This window comes from Kitasatospora sp. NPDC048722 (assembly GCF_040650235.1).
Taxonomy (GTDB): domain Bacteria; phylum Actinomycetota; class Actinomycetes; order Streptomycetales; family Streptomycetaceae; genus Kitasatospora.
This window is the reverse complement of sequence record NZ_JBEZGX010000002.1, coordinates 118,805-137,463: the sequence shown is the minus strand read 5'-3', so window position 1 is coordinate 137,463 and position 18,659 is coordinate 118,805. Positions and strand designations below refer to the sequence as shown.

The following is an 18,659-nucleotide window of genomic DNA, read 5'->3' as shown; positions in this document are numbered from 1 at the left end:
GGTCGTGGACCCGGAGGTGGTCGAGCCGGACGTCGTGGTGCCCGAGGCCGATGTCGAGGCCGTCCCCGACGGCGTGCCCGGCTTCCACGGTGCGGGCGGCGGGATCCACGGCGCCAGCGGTTCCTTCGGCGGTTCCACGTGCCGGTCGATCACTTGGAGCCGCCCGGTCGCACGGGCGAACCAGCCGCCCGTCTGGATGTCGACCAGGACGATCTCGGTCACCGGCTGCGGCGCCGGCACGACGATGATCTGCGAGGTCGGCTCGAAGCCCTGCCACGGCTTGCCGATGTACTTGGCGTTGGCCACCAGCACCGGCGGCTTCAGCGGGTTGCCGCACGCGCAGCGCACCCGTGGCACGCCCTGCGCGTCCACCAGCACGGCGGTGCCGGCCTGGAGGGTGGACTGGTACTCCGTCACCACGCCGCTCTTGTAGTTGTGGTTGGTCACCCTGGTGTCCACGCGCAGGTACGCCGAGGTGAGCGAGCGCAGGTAGGACGGGATCGCGCCCTGGTCGATGCCCGCGGCCGAGGCCCAGGCCCGGCCGACGTTGCCGGTCGAGACCATCGCGATCAGCCGCTCGGTGTCGCAGCTCGGCTTGGACATCGTCCCGCCGTAGACCCCGCTCGACGTCCCCTGCACGCTGTGGAGGACGGCCGGCGAGGCGCCGTGGCCGGACTGCTGCGCGGGGGAGGTCACCGGGGCGGGGGCCGGGGCGCTCACCGGGGTGGTTTCCACCGACTGGGTGAACGGGTCGGGCCCCGGGTCCGCCGGCGTCTGCAGCGCGACCTCGTTGGCGGTCGGCACCATCTCGTTCTTGCTGCCGCCGCTCTGGTTGCTCACGACCAGCACGGTGGCCACCACGGCCGCCGCCAGCACCCCAGCGCCCACCGCGATACCGCGTCCGGAGCGCCACCACGGCCGGCGTGACCCGCCCCCCGGGCCGCCGGTGGGCGGTCCGGACTGTCCCGGTGGCCCTGACGGCGGTGGCGGGACGGAGGGCGGGCCGGACGCGCCGCCGCCCGAGAGAGGGCCGGACGGGGGGCCGACGGGGGGGTCGGAGGGAGGGGGCTGGGAACTCATGGCGGCTCCGTTTCGTAGGCGGCCGGCGCAGAGGGCCGGCGGGGAACGCTTCTGCCGCTGGGTTCCATTTCTCCCCCCGCGCCCCGGATGTCGCAACAGCGGGCACGCGCACCGTCGCCGCGCGTGCCCGCGCCGCTTCGGCCAGGCTGGAACCCGTCCGGGACACCGGAACCGGTCGGGACACCGGAACCCGGCCGGCACCCGCAGGAACAGCAGGAGGCGACATGCAGCAGGCCGCGACCGCCCCCGCCGGAGCGCCCGGCGCCGTGCGCGGGTGGCTGGACGCGCTCGCCGTCGTCCTGGCCGGGCTCGCCGCGATGGCGGCGGTGGCAGCGCTCGGCCTCTGGCTGGCCGGCGCGGACGACCTCCCGGACGGCGGGTTCCCGTCGGTGGTCGCCGCCACGGTGGCGCTGGCCGTCGGCGGGTCCGTCCAACTGGACGGGGGTGCGGGTCAGTTCGCCGCCGTGGACGCCGGGATCAGCGCGATGCCGCTGTCCGTCGGGCTGGCCGGCGCGGTGGTGATGGCCGAGGTGTTCCTGCGGCAACTGCGCTTCCGCGCGGTGACCGGTGGCCACGAGCTGCTCGGCCGGATCGCGCGGACGGTGGCGCTCTGGCTGCTCGCCCTGGTCCTGCTCACCGCCGGCGCCTCGCACACCTTCACCGTTCCGCTCGGCGGCGGGATCGAGCAGGCCATCGGCAACGCGCTCGGCCTGACCCCCGAGGTGGGCTTCCACGCGGACGGCCCGACCACGGTCGGGATCGGGCTGGCGTGGCTGCTCGTGGTGCTCGCGGGCACGTTCGCGGTGTCCCGGCGGGCGCCGCTGCCGCGCGTGCTGCTGCCCTACCAACAGGTCGTGCGCCCGGCCGCGTTCGCGCTGTGGACGGTGCTGCTCGGGTACGTCGCGATCGGCGTGGTGGCGGGCGTGGTGACGGCGATCGCGCACGGCAACGCGCGGCAGACGATGGCCGTCGTGCTGCTCGCCCTGCCGAACCTCGGGTGGCTGGCGTTCGGCGTCGGGCTCGGCGCCGAGTGGCACGGCCGGCTCTCCGGGGCCCTCGGCCTGCCGGTGCCCAAGCCGCTCGCCGACGTGCTGCGCGCACCGGAGGGCCACGAGGCGACGGTGAGCCTCGGCACCCTCGCCGACCAGGACGCGCGCAGTTGGTGGCTGCTGCCGATCGCCGCCGTCCTGCTGCTCGCGGCCGGTTTCCTCGCGGCCCACCGCTCGCCGAGGACCGTCCCGCTGTGGCAGCACGCCGTCCGGCTGGCGCTGGCCACGGCCGTGGCGGTGGCCCTGATCGGGGCGTGGACCCGGGTGGACGCCGACTACGGGCTGTCCGTGCTCGGCGTCGGCGTGGGGGAGAGCGGGCTCGGCGGCCTCCTGGGTTCCGTGCTCGGCAGTGCGGGCGGTCCCCTGGCGGGGCTCGGCAACGGCAGCCTCACGCTCCACCTGTACCTGTGGACCGCCCTGCCCCTGGCGGCCGGCTGGGGACTGCTGGCCGGTGCTCTCGGCGCGTTGCTCGCGGCGCGCGTCGGACGCCGGGGCGAGGTGCCGGAAGAGGCCTGGAGCGGGTGACCGGGCGTGCCCTCAGAACGCCTCGGCCAGCAGGACCACCACCGGCGGCAGCGCCTGGGCGAGGGCGCCGCGCCAGACCTTGGGTTCCGAGACGAACAGGATGACCCCGCCGGCGATCATGAAGGTGCTGACATAGGTGATCATCGCCCGCCCGGCGGTGTCGTGCCTGCTGTGCAGCAGGACCAGCCCCGCGACCAGGCCCAGCGCGAGGAACAGGTTGTAGAAGCCGACGTTGAAGCGCCACACCCGCACCTCCGGGGCGTCCGCCGTGCTGCCGGTGAGCAGGAAGCGCACGCGCGGGTGCCCGTACAGGAAGCTCTCCAGCGGCCACGCGATGATGTGGACGGCGGCGGCGAGCATGGCGAAGACCTGGCTGACGGCGTTCATCGGGTGTACCGCTCCTCTCCGCCGCGCGGCGGCGGGTGGACGACCGGCGCGGCCCACGCGGGCGGCTCGGGCACGGAGGAGGCCGCGGCGACCGCGGGGACCGCCTGGGTCGGCGGCCCGCCGCCCGTCCATGCGGCGGGTGCGGCGGCGGCCGCCGCCGCGCGCAGTTCGGCGACGAACTGCAGGCAGGTCGCGTACCGGTCCTCGGGCGCCTTGGCGAGCGCCCGGACGACCACGGCGTCGACGGCCGCCGGCAGGTCGGGGCGGTGCTCGCGCACGCGGGGCGGCGGATCGTTGAGGTGCGCCCAGAGCAGCGCGAGGTCGCTCTCGCGGCGGAACGGCGGCGCGCCGGTCAGCATCTCGAACACCACGCAGCCGAGTCCGTACTGGTCGCAGCGCCCGTCCAGCGGGCGGCCGGAGATCTGCTCGGGCGCCGCGTAGTCGAGCGTCCCGACGATCTGGCCGGCGCTGGTCAGCCCGCTGAGCGACAGGGACTTCTTGGTGAGCCCGAAGTCGGCGAGGTACAGGTGCTCGGGGTGCTCGCTGTCGGTGCCGGCGGCGACCAGCACGTTGCCGGGCTTGACGTCCCGGTGGACCAGGCCGTGGTCGTGCGCGGCGTCCAGGGCGGAGGCGATCTGCAGGGCCAGCCGGGCGGCCCGGTCGACCGGGAAGGGCCCGCTGCGGCCGATCAGGGCGCGCAGGTCGCCGCCGTCGACGTAGCGCATCGCGATGAACAGGATGCCGTCGTGCTCCCCGGCCTCGAAGATCGGCACGATGTGCGGGTGGTCGATCGCGGCGGCGGCCTCGGACTCGTGCATGAACCGCTGCCGGAACACCTCGTTGCGGGCCAGCTCGGGGGCCAGGAGCTTGACGGCGACGGTCCGGCCGAGCCGCAGGTCCTTCGCGCGGTAGACGACGGCCATGCCGCCGCGCCCGATCTCGCTCTCCAGGCGGTAGCCGGCGACCGTCCGCCCGACCATCCCGGCGGGCAGGCCGGCGTCGGCGGGCCCGGTCGGGCTCTCGGGCGGCGGCACGGGGCCCGGTCCGGACGGGATCACGGTTCGGCCGCCCGGGTGCGGGCGTAGTCGTCGGGCTCCGCGGGGACGGGGGAGGCGGGCTCCGGCTCGACCCGGTCGGTGGCGGCGTACGTCTGGAGCTGGAGCCCGTCGCAGTAGCACCAGCGGTCGTGCGCCGGGTCGAACACCCACAGCGCCTCCCCGTCGACGACCAGGCCGATGCGCAGGCCCCGCGTCTGCTCCCGGAAGGACTCCAGGTCCAGGGTGCCGGCTGCCAGCCGCTCCAGCAGCGCCCGGTGGCGGTCCAGGGCGGCCGCCGCGTCGGCGAGGGCCGGGCGCGGGTCGGCGGTGCGGGAGGGCGGACCGCCGACGACCGGCGGGGCGTCCGGGAGGGTGATCAACAGCCGGGCGTCGACCCAGGCGCTCCAGCCGTTGGAGCACAGCACGCGGGCCCAGTCGCCCTGCCGGGCGACGAGCCGAACGGGAAGCAGCTCGTCCAGCCGGGCCGACGGTCGGGCCGGGTCGGGGGCCTCCCACGTGGCCATCCCGCCGGGCGGGGCGATGTGGGTGGGGCGGAACGCGAACTCGTCCATGCGCGGCACATTTCCTCCGCCGCGCGGGCCGGCGCCCGGGGTCGGGCCCCGGGGCGGGGGCTGCGTGCGGCACTCGCACCACAGGTCGGTTCCCACTCTACCGGCGGCGGGCCGGGGCTTCCCGGCGCGGCGGCGGTGACTACTTCCGCATGACGGCGGGCTCGTGGCGGCGCAGCAGGGCCAGGACGATCAGGCCGTACGCCACCGAGAGCGCGGGCAGCACGGCCATGCCGAGGAGCCAGCCGCGGCGCTCGTGGCGGAAGAGCGGGTCGGCGGTGAGGACGGTCGGGAAGGACAGGTTGCGCAGGTCGACGGTGCGGGCCATGGCGGACAGGCCCCAGCGGGACGGCACGAGCCAGGACGCCTGGTCCAGGCCGGGCACGCCGTGCAGCTTGAGCATCAGGCCGCTGAAGACGATCTGGACCACCGAGAGGAGCACCAGCAGCGGCATGGTGGCCTCCTCCTTGTCGACGAGCGCCGAGACGACGAGTCCGAGCATCATCGCGGAGAACGCCAGGACGCCCACGGCGATGATCAGTTCGGGCAGTTGCGGCATCAGGACGCCGCTGGTCACCGCGGGTGGTGCGCCCGGCGGCAGTTTGGGCTCGATCTTCACGCCGGCGATGCCGACGACGGTCAGCAGCGCGGCCTGACCGACCGTGACCGCGCCGAGCACCACGACCTTCGACACCAGGTACGCCGAGCGGGACAGCCCCACCACCCGCTCCCGCCGGTAGATCGCACGCTCCTTGACCAGCTCGCGCACCGAGTTGGCGGAGCCGGTGAGCAGCGCGCCGATGCAGAGCGTGAGCAGGCAGTTGATCGCGTTGTCCTGGGAGATCCGGGTGCCCGCGATCGCCCGGCACATGCCGCCGATGACGAAGGGCAGCACGACCATGATGGTGAGGAAGAGCCGGTCGGCGGCGAGCACCGCCGTGTAGCGGCGCACGAGGGTGCCGAGCTGGGAGAGCCAGCCCTGGGGCTTCTCCCGGCCGATGGCGGGAGGAGCCGCGGCGGAGGGTGGCCTGGGGACGGCCGAAGCGGCCTCGGCGGCGATGTACCGGCGGTACTGCGGCGAGGCGCGGAAGCGCTGCTGCCAGACGCCCTGGTCGTCGTTCTCGAACGCCTCGAACGCCTCCGGCCACTCGTCGAAGCCGAAGAACGCCAGCGCCTCCTGCGGCGGCCCGTAGTAGGCCGTCCGGCCGCCGGGGGCGAGGACCAGCAGGCGGTCGCACACGCTCAGGCTCAGCACGCTGTGTGTCACGACGACCACCGTGCGGCCGTCGTCGGCCAGCCCGCGCAGCATGTGCATCACCGAGCGCTCCATGCCCGGGTCGAGGCCGGAGGTCGGCTCGTCCAGGAAGAGCAGGGAGGGCTTGGTCAGCAGCTCCAGGGCCACGCTGACACGCTTGCGCTGGCCGCCGGAGAGGCTCGCGATGACCTGGTCGGCCCGCTCGTCCAGGCCCAGCTCGTGGATCACCTCGGTGACCCGTGCCTCGCGCTCGTGGGGGTCGGTGTCGCCCGGGAAACGCAGCTCGGCGGCGTAGGACAGGGCGCGGCGCACGGTGAGCTGGGTGTGCAGGATGTCGTCCTGCGGCACGAGTCCGATCCGGCGGCGCAGTTCGGCGTAGTCGCGGTAGAGGTCGCGCCCGTCGTACAGGACGGTGCCCTCGTCGGCGGGGCGCAGCCCGGTGAGGGCGTTGAGCAGGGTGGACTTGCCCGCGCCGCTCGGGCCGGCCACCGCGAGCAGCGCCTTCTCGGGGAGCGGGAAGCCGACGCGGTCGAGCAGCACCCGGTGGTCGGGGCCGACGCGGACGACGAGGTCCTGCACGTCGAGGGAGATCTCGCCGGTGTCGGTGTACTCGACGAGGTGGCCGTCGGACAGGCACAGCGCGGAGTGGCCGATGCCGATGATGTCGGCCGGGCCGACGGGCGCGCGCCGGACCGGGCTGCCGTTGAGGTAGGTGCCGTTGTGGCTGTCGAGGTCGACGATCTCGTGTCCCCCGCCGGGCAGTTCGCGCAGCTCGGCGTGGTGGCGGGAGACCACGAGGTCGTCCAGGACGAGGTCGTTGTCGGGCGAGCGGCCGATCCGCACGGCCCGGGTGGGCAGCGGCAGCACGGCGCTGGGGCTGCGGAAGGTGCTGGAGGACTGCGGGGCGAGCAGGGACGGGCGTTCGCCGGGCGCGGGCCGGGGGAGGCCGGCGAAGGTCGCGGACGGGCCGTCGGCGGGGTTGCCGAAGCGCACCCGGGTGCCGGGACCGACGTCCTCGGCGCTGATCCGGCGGCCGTCGTCGTAGGTGCCGTTGGTGCTGCCGACGTCCTCCAGCTCCCAGTGGTCGCCGATGGCGTGCAGGACGGCGTGGTGCCACGAGACGCGGGGGTCGTCCAGGACGATCTCGCTCGTCGGGTCGCGGCCGACGTGATAGGACCGGCCCGGATCGATCAGCTGCGACTCGGTGTCGGTGACCACCATCAGGGGCGGTGCCACGGGTGCGGCCAGGCGCTCTCCCATGGTCGGCATTGTATCGCCCGGAGGTGTCCGGGGGCGCGTTTTCATCCGGTGATTGGACTGGACCACTGGATCCGCGCGCCACTATCGTTCGGCGTGCCCGCACGCCATCCGCCGACCACCCGGGGACGGAACGCATGAACGCCTGGCCGGAGTTGCGCCGCTCCCGGAGCGTGAGGGCGGGTCGCGCGCCCGGCACCGTCCTGCGCTGCGGACTGATGGACACCATGCTGGCCGACCTGTCCGTCTCGGTCGTGCTCTTCTTCGACCGGCCACTCGACGACGAGCGGCTCGCCGCCGGCCTCGCCCGCGCCCTCGACCGGGTGCCGGTCTTCGCCGGGCGGCTGCGCACCACCGCCGACGGCGCCTTGGAGGCCGTCTGCGACGACGCCGGCGTGCCCTTCGCCGTGCATGCCGTGGACGGTACGCTCGCCGGGGCGATGGGCCGCGTCACCGCCGCCGGGGCCGAGCTGGTCGACCCGGTGGACGCCCCGGCCGCGCGCACCGGCGGCGGGCCGCTGTTCACCGTCCGTGTCACCCGCACCGCGGACGGCGGCACCGTGCTCGGCTGCTCCTGGCACCACGCCGTCGGGGACCTGCAGAGCTTCATGCTGCTGATGCGCGCGTGGTCGGCGGCGGTCGAGGGCGAGCGGCTGCCGGAGGCCGAACTCGTCGCGGACCAGGACGCGCTGCTCGACGAGGTGCTGCCCGCCGAGGACTGCGGACGGCCAGGCTTCCGGCTGCCCGACCCGGCCGAGGCCGCGTTCCTGGCCCGCGAGGTGGCGGCCGGGCCGCGCGCCAACCGGACCGTCCAGATCTACTTCGGGGACGCCGAGATCGAGCGGATGCGCGCCGACTTCGGCGCGGCGGCCGGGCGCCGGCTCTCCGCCGGGGACGTGCTCTGCGCCCATGTCGTGTGCACCATACGGGAGTTGGACGGCGACCGCGCCGAGCGGGTGCTCACCGTGCCGGTCAACGCCCGCCGCTGGCTCGGCCTCTCGCCCGCCCACGTCGGCAACCTGCTGAGCGACCTGCACCTCGCGCACTCCGCCGAGGACGGCCCCGCGGCGCTCGCCGCCGCCCTGCGCGCGGCCGTCGCCGACTTCCCGGCGGAGCACCTCAACCTGCGGGCCAACCTGCGTTTCCTGGCGGCCGTCGGCCGCGAACGGCTGGGCGACTGCGTCCCGGTCGGCTTCGACCCGGCGGCGCGCCGCTTCAGCTTCTCCAACTGGAGCCGCTTCGGCGCGTACGACGTCCGGTTCCAGGGCGAGCGGCCGGTCTACTTCAGCCCGGCCGCCAACTACCCGCTGCCGTGGGTCTGCTGGACGGTCGAGGGCTTCCGCGGCACCGGGCTCCTGGCCACCGTCGTGCTGCCCGCCCGGCTCGCCGCCCGCCTGCGCGGCACGGAGGGCCGGGCGGCCCTGCACCGCTTCCGCGACCCGGCCGACGAACTGCCCCCGCCGGCCGCGGCGGTTCCGCGGGTCATCTGACGATAAGTCAGAAAGACTTCTCGATGGAGGTCCAGAGCTGTGCGCGGGCCTGGAGCGCGAGCCGGACGGTCTCGGCGCACGCCTCCCACTTCGCGTCGTCCTCGCCGCACAGGTCGATCAGCATCTGCATGGCCATCGGGGTGTGCTGCTCGCCGTCCACCTCGATGTGCCGGACCAGGTAGTCCTTGAAGACGTCGAGCACGCCGTCCGGGTCGTCGATCCGCACGACCTGGGCGAACATGTCCGGGATGAGGTCCTCGCGCCCGAAGGCGAAGGCGGCGGCCCGGCAGTGCAGCGGCGCGTTCTCGATGATCGACCACGTGGTGCCGGTGAAGTCGGCGGCGGCCTGCGGCACCCCGGCCGCCTTCAGCGACTCGGGGACGGCCGTGCCGCCGCCCAGCAGTTCCAGGAAGGCCTCGATCGGGCGGGTGTCCGCCCCGGCCCGGCGCATCCCGTCGACGTACAGCTCGAAGTGGCTGGTGTAGCCCTCGCCGAGCTCGTCGCTCTCCTCGACCAGCACGATCTCGTTGATCAGCCGCCGGCTCGCGGTCGGGCCGGCCGGCACCCACGGGACGTCGACGCAGGTCAGGTCGCGCTGGAGGCTCTTGAGCAGCGACATGAAGTCCCAGACGGCGAAGACGTGGCTCTCCAGGAACGTGCGGACCCGCCCGAGACCGGTCAGCCCACCGTAGACGGTGTGGCCGACCACCTCGCGGCGCAGTGGCTCGATCGCCTGCTGGAGGCCGGTGAGGCCGGGGTGCGAACGATCCCAGTGGTAGCGGTTGGTGGACATGCGGATTCCTTCCGGGGGAGAGGAGAGGGGCTACGTCAGCACCGCGTAGAGCGCGCGGCGCAGCTGGTCGCGGCTCGGCTGGAGCGCGCGGTCGAGGGCGGGGGCGAAGGGCAGGACGGCGCCGTCCGGGCGGGTGACCCGGCGCGGCGGGGCGGTGAGGCGCAGTTCCTCGGCGGCGGTGGCGAGCACCTCGGCGCCGAAGCCGCAGCTGCGGTTGGAGTCGTCGAACACGACGAGCCGGCCGGTGCGTTCGAGCGAGGCGGCGAGCGCGGGCCAGTCCAGCGGGTGGAGCGTGCGCGGGTCGAGCACCTCGACGGAGATCTCCTCGGCGACCTCCTCCGCGACCGCGAGCGCGTCGTGGACGAGGTGGCCGACGGCGACGACGGTCACGTCGGTGCCGGAGCGGTGGATCCGGGCCCGGCCGAGCGGGACCGGCGCGAGCTCCCACCTGACCGTCTCCCGGACGGGAAGGGCGGCGGCGGGCGCGAACAGCACGACCGGGTCGGGGTCGCGGATGGCCGAGCGCAGCAGCCCGTAGGCGTCGGTCGGGGTGGCGGGCACGACCGTCTTCACCCCGGCGTGCGCGAACAGGCTGTAGGGGTGGTCGGAGTGCTGGCCCGCCCAGCCGTCCCGGGAGCCGGAGCCGGGTACGACGCAGGTGAGCGGCACGCCCGCCTGGCCGCCGGTCATCAGGGAGAACTTGTGGGCCTGGTTGACGAGTTGCTCGAAGACCAGGAACAGGAGGGACGGGATCTGGAACTCCAGCACGGGCCGCCGCCCGGAGAGCGCGGCGCCGATCGCCATCGCGGTGAAAGCCTGCTCGGAGAGCGGCGTGTCGACGATCCGCTCCGGGCCGAAGCGGTCCAGCAGCCCGAGCGTGGGACCGGCGAGGCCGGCGCCGATGTCCTCGCCGAACACGCAGACCGCCGGGTCCGCGGCGAGCTCGTCGGCGAGCGCCCGGTTGAGCGCTTTGGTGTACGAGAGACGGGTCATGCCACGGCTCCTGCTCTGGGGCGCAGCCCGTCGGCGTACAGGTGGTCGGCGGCGCCGGCCGGGTCGGGGTGAGCGGATGCTAGCGCGAAATCCTCCGCACTGGAAAGGAGTTGTGAGACTTCTGTGTCGATTGTGGTGACCGCGGCGGGGTCGAGCAGGGAGGCGGCCCGGGGGAGCGGATCGCGGGTGCGCCAGGCGTCGATCTCCTCGGGGGTGCGGTAGCGCGGTTTCATCCGGCGTTCCATGGTGTGGTGGCCCTCGAAGCGGTAGGTGCGGCACTCCAGGAAGGCCGGGCCGCCACCGCTGCGCGCCCGGTCGACGGCCCGGCGGGCGGCGGCGCGGACGGCCTCGGCGTCCATCCCGTCGACCTCCTCGGCGGGGATGCCGAAGGCGGCGGCCCGGCCGGTCGCGCTGCCGGCGACCGCCGCGGCGGCGGGCAGGGTGGTCGCGTAGCCGTTGTCCTCGCACACGAACACCACCGGCAGCCGCCACATCGCCGCGAGGTTGAACGACTCCAGTACCACGCCCTGGTTGAGCGCGCCGTCGCCGAAGAACGCGACCGCGACCCGGCCGTCGCCGGCCTGCCGGGCCGCCCACGCGGCGCCGACGGCGATCGGTGCGCCCGCGCCGACGATGCCGTTGGCGCCGAGGATGCCGAGCGAGAGGTCGGCGGCGTGCATCGAGCCGCCCCGGCCGCCGTTCAACCCGTCGACGCGGCCTGCGAGTTCGGCGAGCAGCCGGTGCGGTGCGGCGCCCCGGGCGAGCACGTGGCCGTGGCCGCGGTGGGTGCTGGTCAGCCGGTCGGTGGGGTCGAGCGCGGAGCAGACGCCGACGGCGACGGCCTCCTGTCCGATGTACGGGTGGATGCCGCCGGGGATCGCGCCGGCCTTGACGAGGGCGAGCGCGAGTTCCTCGAAGCCGCGGATCAGCCGCAGCATCCGGTACCGCTCGGCGGGCGTGTCGAGCGGCGCCGTCGTGGCGTCCGGGGCGGTCGGTGCGGAGCCGGGGGCGGCGGTCACAGGGCTCCCCGCCAGACCGGCGGGCAGAAGTCCGGGTCGGCGTAGTCGGGTCGGCCGTCGGCGGTGCGGCGGACCAGCACGTCGTGGTTGTAGACCACCGGGCAGCCGTCCGGCCGCTCGTGGCGGCGGTAGGCGTTGGCGCCGTCCTGGAGGTGCAGCGAGACGGCCCGGCGCGGGAAGGAGGCCAGGTTGGGTCCGCTGCCGTGGTAGGTGCGGCAGTGGTGGAAGCTCACGTGGCCGCGCGGGATCGGCATCGGGACCTTCCGGACCTCCTGCCCGTTGTGGGCGGCGTTGGCGGCGAGGATGGCCTCCAGCTCGGAGCCGTCGCGGTCGGCGAAGTGCCGGGTGGAGTCCTCGCCGGAGGCGAGCTCCTTCCAGCGGTGACTTCCGTCGATCATGGTGATCGTGCCGTTCTCGTCGCCGCAGTCGTGGAAGGGGATGAACGCGGTGAGCATCTCCTCCGAGGTGCAGGTCTGCCAGTAGTGCTTGTCGAAGTGCCACGGCACCCGGTTGGTGGGTTCCTCGGGCACCGGCGGCTTGTAGATCAGGGTGGCCTGGAAGATCCGGATCTCCTCGGCCCCGGCGAGCAGTGCGGCGACGGCACCGACCAGGGGCTTGCGCAGGATCGCGCCGATCGCGTCGCTCTCGTGGTGGACGTAGTCGTTGTGCCGCTGGACCGGGCCGTCCGCCGGCTTCCAGGAGGCCAACCTGGGTGGACGGACCGGGAGTTCGCGGTCTCGGTGGCCCGCGTAGTAGAGCTCGGTGGCGGCCTGGAGGGAGTCCAGCTCCGCGTCGCTGAAGAGCCTCTCCGACAGGTACCAGCCGTGTTCGCGGTAGTGGGCGACATCCTCGGGGCCGGGGAGCAGGGCACGTTCGGCGTCGGTGAGGCGGAATTCTGCGGTGGTCACTGGTGTGCCTTTCGGGGGTGGGCGGAGACCACGGGGGCGGTCACAGGGCGGCGGCGGAGCTCTGCCGCTCGACGGCCTCGTACAGGGCCCTGATGTTGGCGGTGCCGAAGGTGCCGGCGCCCTGGCGCTCGATGAGCTCCAGGAAGTACGTACGCCGGGGGTGGGTGGAGCGGGCGAAGATCTGGAAGAGCTGCCCGCCGTGGTCCTGGTCGACCAGGACGTGCAGTTCGCGCAGCGTGCCGACCGGGATGGCGGTCTCGCCGAACCGCTCGGCGAGGGCGTCGAAGTAGGCGTCCGGGGTGCTGAGGAACTCCACGCCGCGGGCGCGGACCGTGCGGACGGCGGTCGCGATGTCGGCGGTGCGGAAGGCGAGGTGCTGGACGCCGGCGCCCTCGTTGGCGGCGAGGAACTCGTCGATCTGGCCGGGGCGCCGGCCGGTGTCCGGCTCGATCAGTGTGAAGGTGACCTCGCCGGAGGCGCTCTGCACGACGCTGGAGTCCATGGCCTGCTCGCCCACCTCGATGTACTCGCCGAAGATCCGGTGGAAGCCGAGCGCCGCCTCGCAGAACCGTACGGCGTCCGCGAGTTGGCCGCCGGGGACGCAGATCGCGACGTGGTCGAGGGCGTCCAGCAGGCCGCGCGCGGTCGCCCTGGTCTCCAGCGGGACGAACCGCAGCGCGACGTCGCCGAAGCCGGCGATCAGTCCGCCGTCGAGGTCGAGCACCCGGGCGCCGTGCCGTTCGGCGCGCTCCAGCGCCGCCCGCGGGTCCTCGCAGCCGAGCGCGAGCACGGCGACGCCGTCCCCGTGCCGGGCGACGAACTCGGCGACGGGGTGGCCGGGTCGGGCGACCGAGACGAGGTGCAGGCGGACGTCGCCCTGGTGGACGCGGACGGTGCGCAGGCCGTCGGGCGAGGTCTGCGGGGCATCGGCGGCGAAGTCGTATTCGGCGCACAGCCCGGCGGCCGTCCTGTCGGCGTCCGCGCACGCGAACTCGACATGGGTGATGGTCTGGATGGACAACGGGATCTCCCCCTCGGGAGCGAAGAAGAACGGGTGACGGCTCTTGGCCGCGGGCTACTTGGCGCGCCGGGTGGACGCCGGGCCGAGGATCAGGCTGAGGTTGTGGCCCCCGAAGGCGAAGGCGTTGCTCAGCGCCGCGCGCACCGGCGCGGTCCGGGCCGGGCCGCGGACGTGGTCGAGGTCGCAGGCCGGGTCGGGGTCGATCAGGTTGCGGGTCGGCGGAAGCGTCCCCCGCGCCACCGCGAGCGCCGTCACCGCGGCCTCCAGCGCACCTGCGGCGCCGAGGAGATGGCCGGTCGCCCCCTTGGTGGAGGAGACCGCCGGCGGCTGCGGTCCGAACACGGCGCGCAGCGCGGCGGTCTCGGCGGTGTCGCCGAGTCTGGTGCCGGTGCCGTGCGCGTTCACGTAGTCGATGTCGCCGGGTGAGAGGCCCGCGTTGGCCAGCGCGGCGCGCATCGCGTCGGCGGCGCCCTCGCCGTCGGGCCGGGGCATGGTCGGGTGGTGGGCGTCCGTGGAGGCGCCCCAGCCGAGCACGTCGGCGTACCCGGCGGCGCCGCGCGCGTCGGCGTGCCCGGCGCGCTCCAGGACGAGCACGGCGCTGCCCTCGCCGAGCACGAACCCGTTGCGGCGGAGGTCGAACGGCCGGCTGGCCTCCTCCGGGTCGTCCCAACCCTGGGCGAGCGCTCGGGCGTTGGTGAAGGCAGCGGCGATCGTCGGGTGCAGTGAGGACTCCGTCCCGCCGCACACCACGACGTCGGCGTCCCCGGCGCGGATCAGCCGCAGGCCCTCGGCGACGGCCTGGGCGCCCGCCGCGCAGGCCGTCACGACGGCCGAGCTGTAGCCGCGGATGCCGTGCTTGATGGCGATCCGGGCGGTCGCCATGTTGGAGAGCATGCCCGGCAGCAGGTACGGGCTGACGCCCGGGCGGCCGCGCTCCAGGCGGCGGTGCGACTGCTGCTCGAAGGTCTCCAGTCCGCCCCCGCCGGTGGCGAGCACGACGGCCGTCCGGAGCGGGTCCACGTCCCGGCCGACGACCAGGCCGGCGTCGGCGAGCGCGTCGTCGGCGGCGGCCAGGGCGAGCAGCACGAAGCGGTCCACGCAGCGGGTCTCGGTGGGCGCCAGCACCTCGCGGCCGTCCACCGGCGGTGCGATCCCGGCGACGGGCAGCCAGCCGTGGGCGGCGTGGCCCTCGGGCACGGCACGCAGGCCCGAACGGCCGGCCACGAGGGCGTCGAAGACCTCGGCGGGCTTGCGGCCGAGCGGCGAGACGAGCCCGAGGCCGGTGACGACGGCGCTCATGCCTTCGCCTCCGCCAGGTGGCGCTCCCGCAGCAGGACCTTGCGGACCTTGCCGGTCGGTCCGAGCGGGAGGTCGTCGCCGGAGACCACGAGCACCCGGCGGACGGTCGCCGCGGCGGCCTGGTCCAGGGCGGCGACGACGTCCTTCGTCCGGTCGGCGGCCGGGTCGGCGCCGTCGGCGAGGAGGAGCAGCACGTCGGTGACGACGCGCTCGCCGTCCCGGACGGCGACGACCGTGCAGTCCGCCACGTCCGGGCACGCGGCCAGCACGCGTTCCTCCGACATCGCGGTGAACAGCCTTGTGCCGTCGCCGAGTTCGACGGAGTCGACGGCCCGGTCGACGTGGTAGTAGTAACCCTCCTCGTCCCGGTACACGAGGTCGCCGGTGAGGAAGCGCCCGCGGACCCTGGTGCGGAAGGTGGTCGCCGAGTCGTTCCAGTAGCCGAGTGCCAGGGTCGGTGAGGCGGTGGCGAGTTCGCCGATCTCGCCGGGGCCGAGCGGCTCGCCGTCCGGGCCGACGACGGCGCAGTCGACGAAGGCGTGCGGGCGACCGACGCAGCGCCCGTAGCGGTCGGTGCCGGGGCCGTGGGTGATGAAGAAGTGCGAGTGGCCCATCTCGGTGGAGCCGAGCCCGTCGACGAACAGCGAGCCGGGTTCGCGGGTGCGGCCGGCGCGGGTGACGGTCTCCCGGCTGCCGGTGGCGATCAGGCGGCGGATGTGCGTCTCGTGGGCGCAGTCGCCGGTGTTCCACCACAGGGCGACGGATGCGAGGTCACGCGCCGCCAGGTCGTGGCGGGCGAGGTCGGCCCAGGTGGCGGCGAAGCCGACCACGCCGGTCGGCTGCCAGCGCTCGATCGCGTCCAGTACGCCCGCGCCGGACTGGCCCGACAGCACCGCGAGCTGGGTGTGCGAGCCGAGCGCCAGGTTGACCGCTATCAGGGTCGCCGCGTGCGGCGCGGGCAGCGCGCTGAGCATCCGGTCCTGCCCCTGCGGGCGCGGCAGCCGCAGCCGGTGTCGGATCGCCGCGTACAGGCTCGCGTGCGAGTGGACGACGGCCTTCGGCATCCCGGTCGTGCCCGAGGAGTGGGTGATGGCGACCGGGTCGTCGGACCAGTGCCGGTAGGGCTCCGGCGCGGCGTCCGGGTCCCCGGCGCCGAGGGTGGCGATCTCCGGGAGCAGCCGGGTGCCGGGGTCGTGGCCGTCCAGCGCGGCCAGGTGGGCCGGGTCGGCGAGGACGCCGGCGGCGCCGAGGCGGGCGATGTAGCGGGCGGCCCGCTCGCCGTCCAGGTTCGGGTTGAGCAGGGCGGGGATCGCGCCGAGCCGGGCCAGCGCGAGGAAGGCGAGCACGTGGTCGGCGGCGTCGCTCGCGTAGACGACGACGGGGTCGCGCCGCCGGATGCCGAGGCCGTGCAGGGCGGCGGCGCGGGCGCGGACGGCGTGGTCGAGCTCGCGCAGGCTGAGGGCGTGCCAGGCGGGGTGCTCGTCGACCCGCGTGTCGAAGGTGAGCAGCGGGTCGTCCAGGCCGAGGCCGAGCGCGAGGCGGCTGGTGAGCACGGAGCCGGCGCCGACGTCCGGGTCGTCGGCGAGGAGGCCGCGGACGCGGCTTGTCGTGGCGGGTGCGGTGCGTGTGGTCGTGCGGGGGGTGGTCACGGGGGCGGATCCCTCCCTCGGTGCCGGGATTGGCCCCGGCGGTGGGCTTGGGGCTGGGCGCTCAGGCCGCGAGCGCGCGGGCGGCGACGAGCACGGCCGTGGCGTGGTCGCCGGCGTGCTCGCCCGGGTCGGCCTCGCCGGTCTCGCCGGTCTCGCCGGTCAGGTCGGCCTGCTCGGCCGCGATGACCAGGACGCGGTCGGCGTCGCCGTCCGCGAGGAGCAGGGCGGCCAGGTCGAGCGCGTCCGCGGGGACGGTGCCGGGGGCGGCGGGCTCGGCCGGGCTGATCGCGACGACCGGGCCGGTCAGGCCCCAGCGGGCGGCGATGTGCCCGAGGACGGCGTTGGGGTTGGACTGGAAGAACAGCAGCGGGGCCGTCCGGCGCCCGGGTGCGGCGCCCTCGTCGATGGCCCGCGCGGTGGCGCGGTCGCCGCTCGCGCTGGTGAGCAGCAGCGCCGTGCGCCCGGGCGCGGGTGCGTCACCGTGGTGGGCGCGCAGGCAGCGTTCGGCGGTGTCGGCGACGAGCGGGTTGAAGGTGGAGGCGGCGAAGCCCGGCAGGGGTGGCAGGGGCGCCCCGGGGGTGGCCGGATCGGGCCAGCGGGCCTGGGCGATGACGTGCAACTGGGTCATGTGTCACGGGTGTTCGACGAGGAGGGCGGTGTTGGCGCCGCCGAAGGCGGAGTTGAGGCTGAGTGCGTAGCGCGGTGCGGCGGTGCGCGGTCCGTCCAGGACGAGGTCGAGGCCGACGTCCGGGTCCGGGCCGAGCCAGCCGGCGTTCACCGGGAGCCGTCCATTGCGCAACGCGCCGATGGTGACGGCGAGTTCGAGCAGCGCGGAGGCCTCCAGGGCGTGGCCGTGGACGGACTTGCTGGAGCTGACCGGCAGGCGGGCGGTGTGTGCGCCGAACACGCGGTGCAGTGCCGTGGCCTCGGCCCGGTCGGCGAGCGTGGAGCCGGTGCCGTTCGCGTTGACGTAGCCGACGTCGGTCGGCTCGGCGCCCGCGCGGGCGAGCGCGGCCCCGATGGCGCGGGCCACGCCGGCGCCGTCCGGCTCCGGGCGGCACACGTGGTGGGCGTCCCCGGTGCGGCCCCAGCCGGCCAGCCGGACGAGCGCGGTGGCGCCGCGCCGCTCGGCGGCCGGGGCGGCTTCGACCAGGACGGCGGCCGCCGCGTCGCCCAGCAGGGTGCCGGTCCGGCCGGTGCTGAACGGGCGCGGCTCGCCGTCGCGGGCCAGGGCGCGGCCCGCGTCGAAGACCGCGAACACGCCCGGTTCGACGAGGTGCCCGGCGGCCACCAGCACCCGTTCGTGCCGCCCGGCGGCGACGAGTGAGGCCGCGTCGGCGACGGCGGTCGCCGCGGCCACGCAGGCACCCGTGTAGACGCGGGTGACGCCGTCGAGTCCCCAGGCGGTGGCGAGTCCGGCCGCGATGGCGTCGGCGGTCGCGCGGGTGCGCAGGTCGCCGTGCAGCGCCAGCAGGACGGGCGTCGCCGCGCCGTCGGCGGCGCCGAGCCCGGCCTGGTGGCAGGCCTGGCCGACGGCGTCCAGCACCGCGTCGGCGAGCGGCACCGGCGCGGGCAGCAGGGCGGCCCGGGTGGTGCGGCACGCGCTCACGTCGAAGCGGGTGACGGCGCCGAAGGCGGCCTTGCCGTGGGCGGTGGCCTCGGTGAGTTCGCCGAGGCCGCGCCCGGCCGCGCTGAGCACGCCGACACCGCTGACCACCGGGCGTGCGGCGGTCGGGAGGACGGCGGTCATGGCTGCGCGGCTCCGGGGGAGGTGCTCGCCAGGACGGCTTCGCGCAGCAGCCCGGTGGCGTCGTCGACGGTTCGCACGGCGGCGAAGCGATCGTCGTCGAGGTCGACCTCGATGCCGTAGCGCTGCTCGAACTCGGCTATCAGCCAGGTGAGTTCCAGCGATCCGAGTTCGTCGGGCACGGTGTCGGCGGCGCGCTGCCCGAACGCCGCCAGCATGTCCACGACCTCGGCGCGGTCCGGCAGGCCGGCGCGCGTCACGCGGCGCTGCCGGCGACCGCGCCGGCCGGGTCCTGGGTCCCGGCGGCCTCGAGGCGCCGGACGACGTCGGCGGTGAACTCGTCGAGCGTCATCATCGCGGTGGTCTCCATCTCGTCCAGGTCGAACTTGACCCCGAACTCGTCCTCGACCTGGACCGACAGGTCGGCCAGCGCGAGCGATTCGAGGTCCAGTCCGGCCGGGCCGAGGTCGGTGTCGCCGGTGACCTCGGAGACGTCGTACTGCATCTGGGCGAGGGCGGAGAGGACGAAGTCGCGGATGCGGTCCTGCACGGGGGGCTCCTAGGAGAGGAAGGTGCGGTGG

The 18,659-nt window shown here is 75.1% G+C and carries 18 protein-coding genes; 2 read left to right on the top strand and 16 right to left on the bottom strand.

Annotation, left to right across the window (positions count from 1 at the left end):
• On the bottom strand, positions 1 to 840 hold an 840-nt coding region (locus tag AB0C76_RS02605; protein WP_359958494.1), incomplete at its 3' end, for a DUF6777 domain-containing protein.
• A gap of 464 nt (positions 841 to 1,304) precedes the next feature.
• Between AB0C76_RS02605 and AB0C76_RS02600 the strand changes: the two genes are divergently transcribed.
• Positions 1,305 to 2,654 carry a streptophobe family protein gene (locus AB0C76_RS02600; protein WP_359958491.1) on the top strand — a complete coding sequence of 450 codons (1,350 nt, stop codon included), beginning with the start codon at positions 1,305 to 1,307 and terminating at the stop codon, positions 2,652 to 2,654.
• A 12-nt stretch (positions 2,655 to 2,666) separates the two neighbouring features.
• On the opposite strand, the gene AB0C76_RS02595 is transcribed toward AB0C76_RS02600, so the two are convergent.
• From AB0C76_RS02595 to AB0C76_RS02580, 4 genes are all read right to left on the bottom strand, one after another.
• Complete coding sequence (locus AB0C76_RS02595) at positions 2,667 to 3,041, bottom strand: DUF1304 domain-containing protein (RefSeq protein ID WP_359958488.1); 375 nt, start codon at positions 3,039 to 3,041, stop codon at positions 2,667 to 2,669.
• On the bottom strand, positions 3,038 to 4,021 hold the full coding sequence (locus AB0C76_RS02590) for a serine/threonine-protein kinase (RefSeq protein WP_359958914.1): 984 nt from the start codon (positions 4,019 to 4,021) through the stop codon (positions 3,038 to 3,040). The genes AB0C76_RS02595 and AB0C76_RS02590 overlap by 4 nt, the downstream gene beginning before the upstream one ends.
• Before the next feature lie 74 nt (positions 4,022 to 4,095).
• Entirely contained in the window at positions 4,096 to 4,650 is a 555-nt protein-coding gene (locus tag AB0C76_RS02585; protein ID WP_359958486.1) for a hypothetical protein, read from the bottom strand.
• Between the two features lie 139 nt (positions 4,651 to 4,789).
• The gene (locus tag AB0C76_RS02580) at positions 4,790 to 7,162 is read right to left on the bottom strand and encodes an FHA domain-containing protein (RefSeq protein WP_359958483.1); all 2,373 of its coding nucleotides are present in this window, start codon (positions 7,160 to 7,162) and stop codon (positions 4,790 to 4,792) included.
• A gap of 134 nt (positions 7,163 to 7,296) precedes the next feature.
• Between AB0C76_RS02580 and AB0C76_RS02575 the strand changes: the two genes are divergently transcribed.
• Entirely contained in the window at positions 7,297 to 8,649 is a 1,353-nt protein-coding gene (locus AB0C76_RS02575) for an acyltransferase (RefSeq protein ID WP_359958480.1), read from the top strand.
• A 7-nt stretch (positions 8,650 to 8,656) separates the two neighbouring features.
• Here the strand turns inward: AB0C76_RS02575 and AB0C76_RS02570 are convergent, their stop codons facing one another.
• From AB0C76_RS02570 to AB0C76_RS02520, 11 genes are all read right to left on the bottom strand, one after another.
• Positions 8,657 to 9,442 carry a DUF3050 domain-containing protein gene (locus tag AB0C76_RS02570; RefSeq protein WP_359958477.1) on the bottom strand — a complete coding sequence of 262 codons (786 nt, stop codon included), beginning with the start codon at positions 9,440 to 9,442 and terminating at the stop codon, positions 8,657 to 8,659.
• Positions 9,443 to 9,472: 30 nt separating this feature from the next.
• Positions 9,473 to 10,435 carry a transketolase C-terminal domain-containing protein gene (locus AB0C76_RS02565; RefSeq protein WP_359958475.1) on the bottom strand — a complete coding sequence of 321 codons (963 nt, stop codon included), beginning with the start codon at positions 10,433 to 10,435 and terminating at the stop codon, positions 9,473 to 9,475.
• Positions 10,432 to 11,454, bottom strand: coding sequence for a thiamine pyrophosphate-dependent dehydrogenase E1 component subunit alpha (locus AB0C76_RS02560; RefSeq protein WP_359958472.1), 1,023 nt, complete (start codon positions 11,452 to 11,454; stop codon positions 10,432 to 10,434). The genes AB0C76_RS02565 and AB0C76_RS02560 overlap by 4 nt, the downstream gene beginning before the upstream one ends.
• Entirely contained in the window at positions 11,451 to 12,362 is a 912-nt protein-coding gene (locus tag AB0C76_RS02555) for a phytanoyl-CoA dioxygenase family protein (protein WP_359958469.1), read from the bottom strand. Before AB0C76_RS02555 ends, AB0C76_RS02560 begins: the two co-directional genes overlap by 4 nt.
• Before the next feature lie 40 nt (positions 12,363 to 12,402).
• Positions 12,403 to 13,383: a 4-hydroxyphenylpyruvate dioxygenase gene (gene hppD / locus AB0C76_RS02550; protein ID WP_359958467.1), complete on the bottom strand. Its 981-nt coding sequence runs from the start codon at positions 13,381 to 13,383 to the stop codon at positions 12,403 to 12,405.
• Between the two features lie 54 nt (positions 13,384 to 13,437).
• Positions 13,438 to 14,682 (bottom strand): beta-ketoacyl-[acyl-carrier-protein] synthase family protein, encoded by a 1,245-nt coding sequence (locus AB0C76_RS02545; protein WP_359958464.1) that lies wholly within the window; start codon positions 14,680 to 14,682, stop codon positions 13,438 to 13,440.
• Entirely contained in the window at positions 14,679 to 16,331 is a 1,653-nt protein-coding gene (locus tag AB0C76_RS02540; protein WP_359958462.1) for a class I adenylate-forming enzyme family protein, read from the bottom strand. Before AB0C76_RS02540 ends, AB0C76_RS02545 begins: the two co-directional genes overlap by 4 nt.
• A 61-nt stretch (positions 16,332 to 16,392) precedes the next feature.
• Complete coding sequence (locus AB0C76_RS02535) at positions 16,393 to 16,959, bottom strand: hypothetical protein (protein WP_359958459.1); 567 nt, start codon at positions 16,957 to 16,959, stop codon at positions 16,393 to 16,395.
• A gap of 3 nt (positions 16,960 to 16,962) precedes the next feature.
• Complete coding sequence (locus tag AB0C76_RS02530; RefSeq protein WP_359958456.1) at positions 16,963 to 18,081, bottom strand: beta-ketoacyl synthase N-terminal-like domain-containing protein; 1,119 nt, start codon at positions 18,079 to 18,081, stop codon at positions 16,963 to 16,965.
• On the bottom strand, positions 18,078 to 18,338 hold the full coding sequence (locus AB0C76_RS02525) for an acyl carrier protein (protein ID WP_359958453.1): 261 nt from the start codon (positions 18,336 to 18,338) through the stop codon (positions 18,078 to 18,080). Before AB0C76_RS02525 ends, AB0C76_RS02530 begins: the two co-directional genes overlap by 4 nt.
• Positions 18,335 to 18,628 (bottom strand): acyl carrier protein, encoded by a 294-nt coding sequence (locus AB0C76_RS02520; RefSeq protein WP_359958450.1) that lies wholly within the window; start codon positions 18,626 to 18,628, stop codon positions 18,335 to 18,337. Before AB0C76_RS02520 ends, AB0C76_RS02525 begins: the two co-directional genes overlap by 4 nt.
• Between the last annotated feature and the right edge of the window lie 31 nt (positions 18,629 to 18,659).

Coding starts and splice junctions, on each gene's coding strand:
- AB0C76_RS02600 (WP_359958491.1), top strand. CDS start 1,305: ATGCAGCAGGCCGCGACCGCCCCCGCCGGAGCGCCCGGCGCCGTGCGC.
- AB0C76_RS02595 (WP_359958488.1), bottom strand. CDS start 3,041: ATGAACGCCGTCAGCCAGGTCTTCGCCATGCTCGCCGCCGCCGTCCAC.
- AB0C76_RS02590 (WP_359958914.1), bottom strand. CDS start 4,021: ATGGTCGGGCGGACGGTCGCCGGCTACCGCCTGGAGAGCGAGATCGGG.
- AB0C76_RS02585 (WP_359958486.1), bottom strand. CDS start 4,650: ATGGACGAGTTCGCGTTCCGCCCCACCCACATCGCCCCGCCCGGCGGG.
- AB0C76_RS02580 (WP_359958483.1), bottom strand. CDS start 7,162: ATGGGAGAGCGCCTGGCCGCACCCGTGGCACCGCCCCTGATGGTGGTC.
- AB0C76_RS02575 (WP_359958480.1), top strand. CDS start 7,297: ATGAACGCCTGGCCGGAGTTGCGCCGCTCCCGGAGCGTGAGGGCGGGT.
- AB0C76_RS02570 (WP_359958477.1), bottom strand. CDS start 9,442: ATGTCCACCAACCGCTACCACTGGGATCGTTCGCACCCCGGCCTCACC.
- AB0C76_RS02565 (WP_359958475.1), bottom strand. CDS start 10,435: ATGACCCGTCTCTCGTACACCAAAGCGCTCAACCGGGCGCTCGCCGAC.
- AB0C76_RS02545 (WP_359958464.1), bottom strand. CDS start 14,682: ATGAGCGCCGTCGTCACCGGCCTCGGGCTCGTCTCGCCGCTCGGCCGC.
- AB0C76_RS02535 (WP_359958459.1), bottom strand. CDS start 16,959: ATGACCCAGTTGCACGTCATCGCCCAGGCCCGCTGGCCCGATCCGGCC.
- AB0C76_RS02530 (WP_359958456.1), bottom strand. CDS start 18,081: ATGACCGCCGTCCTCCCGACCGCCGCACGCCCGGTGGTCAGCGGTGTC.